This window comes from Paenibacillus sp. ACRRX (genome assembly GCF_022346885.1).
In the GTDB taxonomy this organism is placed as follows: Bacteria; Bacillota; Bacilli; order Paenibacillales; family Paenibacillaceae; genus Paenibacillus_B.
In genome coordinates, this window is record NZ_JAKRNK010000002.1 from 601,984 (window position 1) to 616,964 (window position 14,981).

12 protein-coding genes are annotated in these 14,981 nt (G+C 45.8%); 1 reads left to right on the forward strand and 11 read right to left on the reverse strand.

Features of this window, described 5'->3' with window-relative positions; all coding sequences use genetic code 11:
* Positions 1 to 47 precede the first annotated feature (47 nt).
* Complete coding sequence (locus MH117_RS08160; protein WP_239328186.1) at positions 48 to 263, reverse strand: hypothetical protein; 216 nt, start codon at positions 261 to 263, stop codon at positions 48 to 50.
* Between the two features lie 186 nt (positions 264 to 449).
* The gene (gene fabD / locus MH117_RS08165; RefSeq protein ID WP_239328187.1) at positions 450 to 1,760 is read right to left on the reverse strand and encodes an ACP S-malonyltransferase; all 1,311 of its coding nucleotides are present in this window, start codon (positions 1,758 to 1,760) and stop codon (positions 450 to 452) included.
* A 1,560-nt stretch (positions 1,761 to 3,320) separates the two neighbouring features.
* Here fabD and MH117_RS08170 point away from each other — a divergent pair.
* Positions 3,321 to 4,598: a hypothetical protein gene (locus MH117_RS08170; protein ID WP_239328188.1), complete on the forward strand. Its 1,278-nt coding sequence runs from the start codon at positions 3,321 to 3,323 to the stop codon at positions 4,596 to 4,598.
* Between the two features lie 193 nt (positions 4,599 to 4,791).
* Here the strand turns inward: MH117_RS08170 and MH117_RS08175 are convergent, their stop codons facing one another.
* The 9 genes from MH117_RS08175 to MH117_RS08215 form a co-directional block, all read right to left on the reverse strand.
* Positions 4,792 to 4,971, reverse strand: a complete 180-nt coding sequence (locus MH117_RS08175) for a hypothetical protein (RefSeq protein ID WP_239328189.1) — start codon at positions 4,969 to 4,971, stop codon at positions 4,792 to 4,794.
* 134 nt (positions 4,972 to 5,105) lie between these two features.
* Positions 5,106 to 5,612 (reverse strand): hypothetical protein, encoded by a 507-nt coding sequence (locus MH117_RS08180; protein WP_239328190.1) that lies wholly within the window; start codon positions 5,610 to 5,612, stop codon positions 5,106 to 5,108.
* 596 nt (positions 5,613 to 6,208) lie between these two features.
* The gene (locus tag MH117_RS08185; RefSeq protein ID WP_239328191.1) at positions 6,209 to 7,177 is read right to left on the reverse strand and encodes a serine/threonine protein kinase; all 969 of its coding nucleotides are present in this window, start codon (positions 7,175 to 7,177) and stop codon (positions 6,209 to 6,211) included.
* Positions 7,178 to 7,329: 152 nt separating this feature from the next.
* Positions 7,330 to 8,835: a nicotinate phosphoribosyltransferase gene (locus MH117_RS08190; protein ID WP_239328192.1), complete on the reverse strand. Its 1,506-nt coding sequence runs from the start codon at positions 8,833 to 8,835 to the stop codon at positions 7,330 to 7,332.
* 44 nt (positions 8,836 to 8,879) lie between these two features.
* Positions 8,880 to 9,434, reverse strand: a complete 555-nt coding sequence (locus tag MH117_RS08195) for a cysteine hydrolase family protein (RefSeq protein ID WP_239328193.1) — start codon at positions 9,432 to 9,434, stop codon at positions 8,880 to 8,882.
* 111 nt (positions 9,435 to 9,545) lie between these two features.
* Positions 9,546 to 9,956 (reverse strand): PaaI family thioesterase, encoded by a 411-nt coding sequence (locus MH117_RS08200; protein WP_239328194.1) that lies wholly within the window; start codon positions 9,954 to 9,956, stop codon positions 9,546 to 9,548.
* Between the two features lie 173 nt (positions 9,957 to 10,129).
* Positions 10,130 to 11,848 carry a long-chain-fatty-acid--CoA ligase gene (locus tag MH117_RS08205; RefSeq protein WP_239328195.1) on the reverse strand — a complete coding sequence of 573 codons (1,719 nt, stop codon included), beginning with the start codon at positions 11,846 to 11,848 and terminating at the stop codon, positions 10,130 to 10,132.
* Between the two features lie 66 nt (positions 11,849 to 11,914).
* Positions 11,915 to 13,714: an acyl-CoA dehydrogenase family protein gene (locus MH117_RS08210; RefSeq protein WP_239328196.1), complete on the reverse strand. Its 1,800-nt coding sequence runs from the start codon at positions 13,712 to 13,714 to the stop codon at positions 11,915 to 11,917.
* Position 13,715: 1 nt separating this feature from the next.
* The gene (locus MH117_RS08215; protein WP_481857251.1) at positions 13,716 to 14,966 is read right to left on the reverse strand and encodes an acetyl-CoA C-acyltransferase; all 1,251 of its coding nucleotides are present in this window, start codon (positions 14,964 to 14,966) and stop codon (positions 13,716 to 13,718) included.
* Positions 14,967 to 14,981 lie beyond the last annotated feature (15 nt).

Genomic DNA, 14,981 nt, shown 5'->3' on the forward strand with positions numbered 1-14,981 from the left:
TATCCAGCGCATCTGATACGCCTTCTTTGTCTACTATAGCTTCCCTATTAAATCGATGCACTTTCTTTACCGTATAATGTTCGACTTCTGCAAATGGAATCCCTTGTTTTATCCATTAAGACAACCGAACAAGAGATCGTCTCCGTTCCTTTTTCAGACTTGCGGATCAGCTTGGCATCGCCATGATAAAAAGTTTGCATAGGCCATAAGCGATCCACCCGCTCGGTGACAAAAATCATCCGTAATGCAGCGTGCAGCCTCACCAACTAAGCAGCAGCCTGCCTAACCTTCGCTTCATCTCATTGCCCGCGCACCTGGATGATGACTTGATTGATATAGACGTGCTCGTTCCCCGCCAGCAGATTTCCCGTTCTGAAGAGGGGAGCAAACTCCCCCGTTCAGCCTTGGTTTCCGTCTTCGGGTGTATGGACACTCAGCCCCTACTCTGCTCAGCTTAAGACAGCTTGTCTCCAATTCCATACCGTAAACAACGGCTTTGTATCCGTCTCGTCAAACAGCTGCTCGAACCGCTCATCTCGCTCTTGATCAGGTGTTCGTTTGGTTTCAAATACTGAACAAAGCATATGGAGTGCCCTGTCCATCTGATCCCGAGTAGGAATAGCACCCGTTCGATCCAGTTCCTCTTGAATTTGTTGAACTTCACGGTAAGGTTCGATTACTCCTCGACGATACTCATCATCGTTCCAATTGCTATTTTTGGTGCATACAGCGATCGCAAGCGCTCGAATTACAAATTTTTTGGCTTTCTCGTTTACGATGTGTACATCCTCGCCAGAAGGATGCTCAGCAGTGACTGCTGGCATGGCGTTTCGTAAATCAGCCGGTACTTGTTCCCACTCTTTTGGCTGATTGTATGTATATGTTTTAAATGGCATGCCGCCTCGTGCCGCAAGCTGAGTCAATACTTGGTTTGGAGCCATCTCGACGGCATACGCAACTCCTTCTGCTTTCATCCAATCCATCATCGCCTGCCATTGCACCGCTGACGTCATCTGCCGAGTCAGCAGCGGGATGATCTCTGCCTCCGAGACATATGGCTTGGCTGTTACGTTAGATAGTACTGGAACAGCAAGCGATTTAAACGAGATCGCCTGCAGCTCGGATTGGAACTTCAACGATGCCTGTTCCATATAAGGACTATGGAACGGTGCGCTTACCTTTAAGGGAATCGCAATTCCGCCCAAAGCTTCTAGTTGGGACATTGCCCGTTCTACAGCTTGAGATTCCCCCGAAATTACCGTTTGGGAACGATTGTTATAGTTTGAAACAACAACCGTACCGCTTTCATTTGAACATTGGGTACATACCTTGTCGACCTGCTGTGCCTCCAAGCCTTGAATTGCAGCCATAGCCCCTCCGCTAACTGCTGCTTCCTGCATGAGCTGGCCTCGGCGATTGACGAGGCGAACCGCATCAGCAACACTCATTGTGCCTGCGGCTGTAAGTGCCGACAATTCCCCCAAGCTGTGCCCAGCCAGCACGTCAGGCGCGGTTGAGAAATAATTTTGAAATACTCGATATGATGCAATACTAGTTGCTAAAATAGCCGGTTGTGCAAATTCGGTACGTGTAAGCTGATCCAGTGGTCCTTCAAAGCAAAGCTTGGTCAAGTCAAAACCTAATGCGTCATTGGCTTCTTCAAATACTTGTCTGGCCTCTGTGTATTTTTCTGTTAATGCCTTTCCCATACCTACCTGCTGCGATCCTTGGCCTGGAAACCAAATTGCCCATTTTGTCATTGTCCTTACCTCCACATGGAATATTAAATTACAGTTGCTAAACCTTCTCTTATCACCCGTAAAATTGGATATTCATCATCGGCATGGTCATGCAAGCGAATCTGCGTAACCGTAAGATGTGGAACAAATAGAGATGTGACCGTTAAATTGAAGGATAGACCGGTTGAACCTGACGTGTAAATCATATAAGCAAGTTGTCTGCATAAAGGCGGCTTCCACGATGAAGGCTATTCCGTTGTCTTGTCTAATCCTGAAATTTGTATTGTAGGCGAATGTACTTGGGGTATGATATCGCTAATCTTCACCCACCGACAGAATTCCAAGTAGGACCATTCATCGCCTAGTAAAGTCTCGTCAGGTATGACACAACACACATCTGTGCATCCGCAATCGTTCACGCCTGACGTTCAAGCCTGTAAAAGGAGATCGAATAGGTGTTGGCAGTTCGGCGGTGTTCAAAATTGTACTCGTCAGAAAAGATGATTGCGCTGCTTGGGCAAAGATGAGAAATAATATACTTCTCGCTCCATGTATGTGGCACACAAGCGTGAAGTAGACTGTGAATAGGGTTCGTCGTGATCTTCTGGAAATGGATTATTGAGCTGCACATATTGAAAGTAACGCTTCCATGTACCGTCAGTCATCATAGTAGCCAACCATCGGCAATCAAGTAGTGCAATTAGGAGTAGTCGCCGATTCTTGTCGGCTCAATGCAAAATAAGCCAATATGGTATGCCTGAACTTGAGGTTAGACTCTTACATGATGTGTGTTGCGGAATCGAAAACATTCGTGAGATGCAGCTTCTGGAGATGAGTCTGAGGTGAAGTCTTATGTAAGGATTGGAAATCGTCTAAAGGGTTCAAAACGCTGGTGCGGAATTCTGTTCTCTTCGTGAAATAGCACCACGACTCTGATCACATCATAGTGGTTGCTCACGCTCTGATAAATGGCAGCTCTTAGCTGCGGTTCATCCAACTTACTTTCAGCTATTGCCCATCCAATAATACAATGCATGCCAGCATCTTCATGCCGTTATGCTGTCTACCAGATTCGCTGCTACGGATGCGAAAACGGAATGTAAGAGTTGATCTTCACATCGGCCTCTGACATATATAACCTACCTTTCGGATCAGGTTTACGTTCAGTATACGAGAATTATACCACTTTGAAAATATGAAGATTTTCATTCTTTAACATGAAAAAGAGATATTGTCCCATTTTACGAGATATTGTAGCGTATTTCGCTCTAATGCGATAGTCATAATATCGATATAAGCGAATATTTTTGCCGTTTCATGCGCTTTTCGGACAAATATAATGGTCCTGCTGCAGCCTCATTTGTCTCTATTGATCAATTATATACACCTACAACCTGAGCCTATCTTCATGACGCGATTTTTAATTATGACAGAAACAGTATAAAATGGTTCATAAATTATCCAATCCGTTTCATGTACAGCTTACTCATTTACAGCACATATGGATAACCAGTAATGAAAAGTAAAAATTAGATAAATGATTGGCCGTATTTGTAGACCTATAAATCGAGGTGGATAACCATGGAAAATAAAATTAAAGAAATTATAGAGACCACCAAACTCAAATTTGGATTGGACAACTATCATTTAGGTCAGCAAGAACTTTATCGAGGCATAAATGAGTTTAATGAGACGATCTACAGTCTCAGTATGGAATGGTATCCGGCACACATGATGGAACAGGATGAGGAAGGAGTAAACCCGAAAGGGACTGCTGTCATTCAATATCAATTAGACACGGGTCAATACAGGAGTGTCATCTTTGTACAAGGGATGTCATACGCAAATGGGCCTATTTGTTCACCTCTCAGCTTAAATGAAATCATTAGATGGGTGGAAAGGGAATCTACTCTGGTCTATGGCAAGCAGTTTCAATTATCACAACAAAAAGATAACAGGTTCCAATTTTTCATTTGTGTAGGCGGCATTCCTATCGCTCCTTCTGGGCAAATCGAGGTTCATCTCGATCACATGGGAAAACTTGTGCAGTATTCGATATATGGTCAATATCCACCTGCAGCCAGCATACAAGAGGAGTTGTATTCGCTGTCACTGCATAAAGTAGAATCGTTTGCTAAGAAGCAATTGCAGCTGATTGAGTACCCCGCCCAAGAGCAACAGCGTTACATTCCATTTTATTTAATGGAAGAAATTTATGTGAGCAATGATGGACAGGGGATTTTGCCATTTCAGTTCACAGCAAACAGCCCAACTCACCTAACTATCGATGAGGTCGTGGCGTGGGATTTTACAAATATACAAACCGAACCTTTTGAAAGAGTAGACGTGAACTTGTCTGAGATCATTAGCGTAGAACAGGCTGTTGTACGCGAGCCTCATCCTGACACCTTTCCCATCACAACGGAGGAGCAAGAGAAATGCATCACGGTAGTAAAAAGAGCAATGGTACAGCTTTATCCTGACGATTCAGGACAATGGGTGCTCAAGGCCTTGCAACGTGATCGAGGGTATATTCAAGCGGTACTCCGAAAAAAGAAGACAACGAATCATATGTTTCAACGCAAACTGCTGCTGTTCATAGATACAGAGCGTAGTGCCGTCGTAAATCATATGGACAACATTACATTGCTCCATATGTTTGATCCATTTGAAAGCGCAGAAGATGTTAAGGTCAGTCACGAGGAGGCTTTCTCCAAGCTTAAAGACTTGATTGAGCTGTCACCCGTTTATGTTTATGATGCGACCCAGAAAAAGTATATATTGTGCGGAAAATTGGACTGTCATTTCGGTGTGCATGCCGTTAATGGAGAGGTCATGTCCTTGGATGATTTGCATTAATGGAACAACTACTTTGCAGGCATATTGCCATTTTTAAGACGAAGATCGTTCAAGCAAGCATTTAGATTTTCACAGAAAAAAGAGGAGCAATTGCCCCCCCTTAATTAAATACGCAAAATGATTAATGGAAAGAACTATTCGTTTCAGTGAGTTCAAAAGACCGTTGCAAGTGAACGCATTTCAATTCGCAACATTATGAACCGCCTAATATAAATTGAACTACCCCTATTGAAAATAATAACAAAAGCAATGCGACAATAACAAAGAGTAATGTTTTAATTAGCTTCCATCTTTTGTTTTGCGAATTTAATTGTTTCTCTACTGTACTTAAACGATTTTCAAAATTATTTGGATCTTTATGATCATTATTCATACGTAATAAGTCCTCCTTTTATGTAGGAGATGAATTTTAATTCATTACAGGAACTATTCCTTTTCTCATCGTATTAAACTACCACTTGCCTTATGCAAAGTGGTAGTTTTGATGAAAAGTAAAACAAACAAATGTTAAAAAGTCATATTATATGATTCAGACTTCGAGAATAGATTTCCAATACCACCAATGATTACATAAAGCGTTCTAGTTCCTGCGATTGTTGCCCAGCCTGACTTTTTATTAGAATCAATTCCATAACTTGTTTTAGCTGAATTATGTACCCACGAGTTACCAGGATGAAAGCCTTCTAACGAGCTACCAGTTTCCACTATTTCCAATATTTTGTTAGTGTCAGAATCTTTTTTTAGTTTTACAACACCTGTAATCCAAGAAAGATTAGCACCTGCTGCAAGTCCATCACCCCAGATCGTTTGTTCGACCACTGTAGTATAGGAAGAGGGGGCAAAAGGAGAAATAGGAGGATGACTATTGTTTGCACTATTCTCCAAATCAGCATAATAACTAAGTAACGCTGCAAGCTCATCTAAATTATTAACTATAATTGCGCCATTATCACTAGTAATATTTGATTTTACTGACTTAAATCCAGTAGCATTTGCAAAAATGTTTCTATCCACGCACTCGTATAGAGTGCGACGTTGGGTCGACGTAGGGGACATCGTGAGGGTTGATTGTTTCTATCCACGCACTCGTATAGAGTGCGACAGCGGGTACAAAAAGCCCTTGTCCCACTAGGGCTCCCAGCCCCAAAAGTGCGGGTCTCCAAAATACAAGGCAAACTTCACTGACAATCAACTGACAAAATGCCGGAATCCCTTGTGCAGCAAGAGGTGCGGATCTCCCGGGGATTTCATGTGCACCTGGGGTTCGCACCAAAGTTACTTGTTCGAGCAAAACTAGCCAAGCCACTTATGTTTAGTATCGCTTATGGAATACAAAGTGGCAAGTGCAGGGCTTATTTTCTTTTACGTACCCAACACATCACAAGCACAAATCTGGCTCTTGGTGTGGATACCTCGCAAGCGCAAAAAAAACTAGCGTTCTACACACAAAGAAATCCTCAACTATAATGACAAAATGTCCATTACAGTTGAGGATGGTAAACCAGAAATTGAGCTTCGATATAAAGCCATTAAGTCGAGTACTCATCTATCCGTTCTAGGTTCGGAATAGAGCCAGAAACTCCTTGCGATAAACCCTCTTTATACGATTGTCACTGTCGATCAGACTTAGCACTGGAATTAACATTCCTGCCAACCTTAAACGGCAGCCAGCGTGCTTTGCCTTTCCATATGAGCCCCTCAAGGTACACCGCTTTTTTGAACCAGTGCAGCGAGGGACACCTCTTATTCGTCTTGACAACCAATCCCCATTGGATGACACTTGACAGCACTGGACTCACGATCCGGTTTCTAGTTCGAACGGATACGAGGCTATCATCAAACAGACGTTTCTTAACATCTGTAGGAGCTGCGCCGCTAAGGCAAAAATATAGGGTTGCCGCCAGACTATAAACATCAACGAGACTGTCTTGTTGAGCTCTCTCCGAATACAGCTCAAGCGGTGAATAACCGGTTGATGTAAAGATAGCATGTTCTGGCTTTCCCGCATCCGCGCATTGTATACGTACAGCAGAGCCAAAATCGATAAGTTTGGCTTGCCCATCCTCTCCTATGACCACATTATCAGGTTTTAAGTCGCGATGAATAATCCCCTGCTTATGAATGTACGCTAACGCGTCGATTATCGATAACATGGTATTGGACAGAAATTCAGAGTTTAACCTGCTGCCATCTGATCCACAATACTGATCCATCGTTACACCACGGCAAAATTCCGTTACCACGTAGCTAGTGCCGTTCTCTTCAAAATGGTCAATAAGTTGCACGATATTGGGATGTTCAAGTTCACTTAACAATGCCGCTTCTTGATCAAACGAACGTTTTAATGACTCAAATTGCGTAAAGGCTGCGGACTGCCTGCACTTCACAGTACGACGATCAATTTCCCTTTTTGCCAATGCGTCTGGGAAAAATTCCTTGATCACATAAGTAAGCTTGCTCTCGTTATGTCGAGCAGCATATACGATTGACAGATGACTTCTTGAAATGACTTTCCTTATTTGATAAGTCTGGTTCAGACAAGTGTTTCTGCCTAAACACATTTCCTTATCAACCTCCATGTCTGATCCCCCGCTTGCTCTGCTTTACTTTTTGTCACAAACCGCTCATCGATCACAGATCTGCTTGCTGCACTAGTCATAACCTCGGCTCTTAAACGTGTTATACTGTGGATGCGAAATAGCTGCTATTTGTTCTATTCATATGCCGACATTCACAAATCGTCGTCATGCACTTCTTCTGTATCATGATCTTGACGCTCAGCCCGCCACTGCGCTTTCTCCTGAACGTGTTCTTCAATTAAATCACGCTTTAAATTCCAAGCCTCTATGCTAAAATCGACATGATAAGGCTCCGGGTTGGTCTTCCTCAAATATTCGGGCCAGAATCGCTTTAATTGCTTCTCATGGTAGGTGCGGATCTCCGCCAGCGTTGGACGATCATATACAAGCTTGCCTTGTTGATAGATCGGCTGCAGCAACCGCTCTGACAAGTAATGATCTACATGCTTGTGCATATAAGGATGAAGCGGATCAAACAGCTTGAGCCTTGCTTGACGCTCCACATCGTCTTCTGTTGCCAAGCAAATGTAATCGGCAATCGCCTTTTTCTTTTTCGGATGAATAATACGGTATACGTCCTTCTTGCCAGGGTAAGACACCTTCTCTGGATTAGCGGAGATCTTAATTGTAGGCTCCATCTTACCATCAATCTCTCTCTCCACCAGCTTGTACACACCACCAAGCGCTGGTTGGTCAGAAGCCGTGATCAGTTGTGTCCCTACTCCCCAGCTGTTAATCTTGGCACCCTGCATCTTCAAATCGGAAATGGTGTTCTCATCCAGATCATTGGAAGCGACGATCTGGACATCTGTTAAGCCAGCTGCATCCAGCATCTTACGTGCTTCAATGGATAAATAGGCCAAATCCCCGCTATCGAGACGAATGCCAAGTAAGCGTTTGCCCTTCCGCTCAAGCTCTTGTGCGACACGAATCGCATTCGGAATACCGCTGTGCAGCGTATCGTACGTATCCACCAATAAAGTGACCTGATTTGGCAGCGCTTCTGCAAATTTTTCAAACGCGTCCAGCTCATTCGTGAAACTTTGCACCCACGCATGCGCATGTGTGCCTTTGGTCGGAATGCCGAACCGTTTGCCCGCCAGCATATTGGAAGTTGCATGGAATCCTGCAACATAAGCGGCACGCGCCCCCCATAACGAGGCATCTGCTTCCTGGGCGCGTCGTGTTCCAAATTCCATCAAAATGTCGTCTTTTGCGACTTGCTTGATTCGTGATGCTTTGGTGGCAATCAACGTCTGGAAGTTCATGAAATTAAGCAAAGCAGTCTCGATGAGCTGTGTCTCGAACACTCTTCCTTCTACGCGGATAAGCGGTTCGTTCGCAAATACGAGCGTACCTTCCTTAACAGCATCCAGCTGACCGGTAAAACGAAATGCACGCAGCTCCTCCAAGAAGTCTGCGTCATACTGCTCTTCTTGTAAGCTTAAGTAGTCAATATCGTCTGCTGTAAAACTGAGATTCTCCATATATTCAATGATACGCTCCAGACCGGCAAATACAGCGTAGCCATTGCCGAACGGCATCTTGCGAAAGAATGCCTCAAACACAGTCCGTTGGTTATGCGTGCCGTTTTTCCAATGTGCGTACATCATATTAATTTGATATTTGTCCGTATGTAAGGCCATTGATGTATTCATGATTGTAATCCTCTTTTCTTCTAGATGAACATCGATATGATGGATTATACCGTTGTTACGCCTTGACTCACAATCAATGCTCCGAGTGAGTTGCGGAAATGCTGAAGCGCCCACTCATGGGCTTGTCCGTTAAAAGTAGCTACAGCGTCTTCGTGCACGACGATCTTGTAGCCTAAGTTATAGGCTTCTACTGCCGTGTGAAGCACGCAAATGTCAGTGCATACCCCAATGAGATGCACTTCTGATACACCTCGCGCACGAAGCCGGAGATCCAGATCCGTACCGCAAAATGCGCTGTAACGTGTCTTATCCATCCAATAGATTTGGTCCTTAGATGTCTCGTACACATTCATCACTTTACCATATAAATCTCTGCCTGAAGTTCCTCGAATATTGTGCGGTGGAAACAGCTTCGTTTCAGGATGATAAGGGTCATGTTCATCATGAACGTCCACCGCCATGACGACTTCATCCCCATGCTGAACAAATTGTTCCACAAGTGCAGCCACCCTGTTCTCAATCGCTATGGCTGGATCGCCGCATGGCAGCTTGCCATTTACAAAGTCAACCGTGTAGTCAATAACAATAAGTGCTTTCATGGCATGTGCTCCTTCTATATGTCTTAGTCAGTTCAAATGCTGCAGATTAACGTCATTATGACAAATTAAACCGAAAAGTCAACTTCCCAATATGTAAAACCATTTTTGGTTCTATTTCCGCTTGGCCCGAAATGTTCCTGTCCCAATCGAGCCAACCTGGCCAAATTCATCGGTTACCGTTGCATAACATGTAAGCGAGCGGGTCGTTTCGTGTATAATATGGGCCCGCGCCTCAAGCACTTCTCCCGTTAGGGGCGCTACAAAATGTAAATTTAAATTACTAGTGACCATCGGCGTATCTGGACGCGCTGCATTTGTAATCAAGCCCATCGCATTGTCAATCAGGGAGGACGTAACCCCGCCGTGAACGATTCCCATCATATTTAAATGATGAGGTTTTATCGCTATCCGTACGATCGCTTCTTCATCCGTCAGACTGACTATTTCGCATCCCAAGTGACCCCAAAATGTAGCCTGTGCCTGCTTTTCCATCGCCTTTAAATCATCCTGAGTGTACCCCATGCTGACACCTCACTTGTATGCGTTAAGGGTTAGGCTTTCGCCCATAAAGCTGCATATAAACCGGCCGTTGCCATAACGACCGGCTTAGTCACAACCTATGATTGTATCTACATTACCTCTGAGTAAAATGGTACCTAATTCTACATTACCCCATTCCAACACGTCCAATCAAGCTATTCCGTCTTATCAACCACTTTTTCATCTGCCAGTGCCTGCTCGATCTGTTCTTGTGCGACCTCTTCAAGCAGTTTGCGTCGCAGCACTTTACCGACCATCGTCTTTGGCAGCTCTGTCCGAAATTCAACAAGCCGCGGTACTTTAAAAGCTGCAAGATGTCCTCTGCACCACGCAATAATTTGCTCAGCCGTCACATCCGAGCCATCCTTGAGAATAACGTAGGCTTTCACTGTTTCCCCCCTGTAAGCATCGGGAACACCAATCACGACGGCTTCTTTGATGTCTGGATGTTCAAATAACACTTCTTCCACATCACGTGGATATACTTTGAACCCACTCGCGTTAATCATATCTTTTTTTCGGTCTACGATATAAAAGAAGCCCTCTGCATCCATTTTCCCCATATCTCCTGTATACAGCCAGCCATCACGAAGTACCGCCGCCGTCTCTGCTTGCCGCTGCCAATACCCAACCATCACTTGCGGACCGCGTACGATAAGCTCACCAATTTCTCCAACAGCCAGTTGTTCACCCGTTTCGGCGTTCACGATTCTTGCTTCCGTATCTGGAAATGGTATTCCGATTGAGCCCAGCTTCCGGTAATCCCACACGTTGTTGGCATGGGTTACGGGTGAAGCCTCGGTTAAACCATAACCTTCAATCAGTCTGCCTCCAGTTAACGCCTCAAACTGCTCCTGCACTTCTTGCGGCAGCGGCGCTGAACCGCTTACACATGCACGTATAGAGCTAATATTATATGATTTCACGTCAGGGTGATGGTTAATGGCAATATACATCGTAGGAGCACCTGGAAAAATGGACACTTGTTTCTTTTCGATTACCGCAAGCACTTGCTTCGGATCAAATCGCGGCAGCAGTACAATTTGTCCTGCCAAATGTACCGCTTGATTTAACAGCACTGTCAAGCCAAATACATGAAAACAGGGCAGCGCCGCTAGAAATACTTCTTTTCCTCTTCTGGCTTGATAGAACCAGTTTGCTGTCTGGATCGTATTTGCGATCAAATTGTAATGGGTTAACATGACACCTTTAGCGATGCCCGTTGTCCCCCCCGTATATTGTAGGATTGCTACATCACGCTCGGCATCCACCTCTTTGCATACCTGATGAGGATGACATCGTTTCAGCCAAGCTTTAAATTTATAAACAGACGGAAGGTCCGGTACATGCAAATCTTGACCATCTTTTTTTGCTTTTATCGGATATATCCAGTTTTTAGGGAACGGTAAATATTCAGCTATAGAAGCAACTATAATATGCTGTACTTGCGTATGCGGCTTGACTCGGAGGACACGCTTGAAAAGCAAATCAAGTGTAACAATGACTACTGCGCCTGAGTCTGACAATTGTTGTGTCAGTTCCCCCTCCATATAGAGCGGGTTCGTCATTACGGCAATGCCTCCATAAAGCAATGTGCCAAAATAGGCTATAATCACCTGCGGACAATTCGGCAGCATGATGGCGACACGCTCGCCAGGCTTGATGCCTAAACTGTGCAGTCCATCTGCAAAACGGTAAGCACCATCCAGTAGTTCCTGATACGTTAGTTTCCCTCCCATAAACTCCACTGCTGTGTGTGTGGGAAAGGCAGAGGCTGCATCGATCAGCAGCCTCCCCACATTGTGCTTCGGATAGTCGAAGGTTGATGCGACTTCTGCGGGATAATGGACGAGCCATGGTTGATCCCCCAACATGACTATCCACTCCTTCCTGCCGCGGATGAGCGGCCATAGTCATTCCCTGCTGACAGACGTGATGGGCTACGTAGCGACAGTGACATAACCTTCTTGCGCAACTACTTGGCTGGCAATGGTTCTCTTTAATGGGGTCAAGGAAGACGATTGGGTGCGAACTAATTTTTTTAAGATTGAGAGCTGTGTCTTTAACGTATCCCCCGTCGATATATATGCCAGCAGTTCTTTCGCGCTAATATCTGTGGCAGCAATACTATCGCGCAGGTAGATTAATGTCATTGCAGCAGCCAGTGCGGACTTCTCTTGCCCGTAGCGTTCAGCCAACTTCTCAGCTCGCAGCAATGCACTCTCAGCGGCATAAATCGATATAATCATATCTGATAAGTGTGCCAGTACTTCCTGTTCCTCATCTATACCCTGACCAAATTTCTGAACAGCGCTTCCTCCGACAAATAAAAATATCGTTTTTAACCGCGACAACAACTCGCTCTGCTCAGACAATGAGTCATGAATCGGCGATGCTGACGGGAGAGGGGCAAGCAATTCCTGCTGCAGCGACTCTAATCGTTCAATGAGCGGGAGCTCTCCTTTCATCGCTTTTTTGAGCAGTGTACCGGGTATGAGTAAGCGATTGATTTCATTGGTCCCCTCAAATATACGGTTGATACGTGCATCCCGATAGATTCGTTCGACCTTGTATTCCTGCGTATACCCATAACCGCCGTGAATCTGCACCGCTTCATCTGCCACGAATTGGAGCGCCTCGCTAGCAAATATTTTATTGATGGAACACTCGAGCGCATATTCTGCAATCGCCTTGGCGGATGCTTTGCCAGCTTCAGCACTTTGATGATCCATATCGCTCAGCATGCCATCGATGTAGCCGGAAGTACGATAGACCATACTTTCCAGTACATAAGTAATGGCGTTCATATCCGCCAACTTCTGGCGAATAAGCGTAAAGTGGCTGATGGGCTTTCCGAACTGTGTCCGTACATTGGCGTACGAAGACGCCAACCGAATCGCCTCCTTTGCTGCGCCCAGGCAACCTGCTCCCAACTTAAATCTGCCGATATTTAAAATGTTAAAGGCGATTAAATGACCTTTGCCGATCTCGCCAAGCACATTCTCAACCGGGACAGGCATGTTGTCAAAATATAGCGGGCACGTGGAAGAGCCTTTAATACCCATCTTTTTCTCTTCAGGACCAACCGTAAAACCAGGAAGCGAACGTTCCACAATAAAGGCCGTAAATTTGGTGCCGTCCACTTTGGCATAAACGATAAACAAATCTGCAAAGCCTGCATTCGTAATATAGATCTTTGACCCATTCAGCACGTAGTGCTTGCCGTCCTCAGACAGCTTAGCCGTCGTGCGTGCGCCAAGCGCATCAGATCCGGATGCAGGCTCTGTAAGGCAGTATGCGGCGATCTTGGCGCCTGATGCCAGCTCAGGCAAATACTTCTGCTTCTGCGCCTCCGAGCCAAAAAATACGATTGGCAACGTTCCGATGCCAACATGCGCGCCGATCGATAGGGCAAATGAGGAGGATTGCGCCAGCGTCTCATTTATAATCGTAGAGCTGACTTTGTCAAGGCCTAAACCACCGTAAGCCTCCGGCACATCTGCTGCCAGCAAGCCCAATTCACCCGCCTTGCGCATCAGCTTAACTGTCAGTTCATAATCCAGCTTCTCCAACTGCTCATCATTTGGAAGCACATCCCCTTCCAAAAATGCTTGAGTAGTGTCCGCAAACATACGCTGTTCTTCTGTAAAGTCTTCAGGGGTAACGATTTGATCCGGTAATGATTCATACAACAAAAAACCGCCGCCTACCGGTTTTGAGACTACATGTTTTGCGTCCATTTCATTCGCCCTCCTCTGCTGATGCTTTTGTCGCATGAACCTCGAACAAACCCGCCGCGCCCATACCCCCACCGATGCACATCGATACAATGCCGAATCCGCCTCCTTTTCGACGTAAATCCTGAACCAAACTCGTAGTAAGCTTAGCTCCGGTACAGCCGAGCGGATGTCCCAGTGCAATCGCACCACCATTTACATTAATCTGTGCCTCGTCTAGTTCTAGCTGCTTTATAATGGCGAGACATTGCGCTGCGAATGCTTCGTTTATTTCATACTGGTGAATATCGTTCTTTTCCAATCCTACTTGTCGCAGCAGCTTTGGAATTGCTTCCACAGGGCCGATTCCCATTACTTCAGGGGCCACTCCCGCTACCGTGAAGCCTCGAAATGTGGCAAGCGGCTCCAAACCAAGCGCCTCGGCGCGTTCTCGGCTCATCACCAGCACAGCTGCAGCACCGTCGCTTATTGGTGATGAATTGCCAGCCGTCACTGTACCTCTGGCTGCAAACGAAGGTTTCAGCCGTAAAAGAGCCTCCATGCTCGTATCAGCGCGAACACATTCATCATGCTCGAAGGGCTTATAATGAAGTGTGTAATGTCCACTCGGCGATTCCTTAGAATGAAGTGACTGAACGGGCACGATCTCATCGTTGAACAGGCCAGCTGCTTGTGCTGCCGCAGCTTTGCGGTGGCTGTTCAAGGCGAAGGCGTCCTGCTGCTCGCGGCTAATGCCATACAGAGCAGCAACTCGCTCCGCCGTATGTCCCATGCCGATGTATACTTCTGGCATCTCCTCCGCAATTCGCGGATGTGGCGCCAGCTTGAAGCCGGTCATAGGCACATGCGACATGCTCTCTACTCCCCCAGCAATCACGATATCTGAACTTCCTGATTGAATTTGTTCGGCAGCGTAAGCGATTGCCTGCAGCCCAGATGAACAAAAGCGGTTTACCGTCACTGCAGGCACGGATGATGGCAGACCGGCATACAACGCGATAATTCGCGCTACGTTAAGCCCTTGCTCCCCCTCTGGCATTGCACAGCCAAGGATGACGTCGTCGATCACTTCCCGGCTTACGCCAGGTGCCCGTTCCAGCACGGCTTCAATAACAGCCCGCCCCATATCCTCTGCGCGTGTTTCTGCGAGTGCCCCACGTTTTGCTTTGCCTACAGCCGTTCTTGCCACAGATACGATCACCGCTTCCCGATGTGTCGGTATTGGTGTTCTTGTGCCTGAAGATGGTTTCATCATCTATTCATCCCCCTT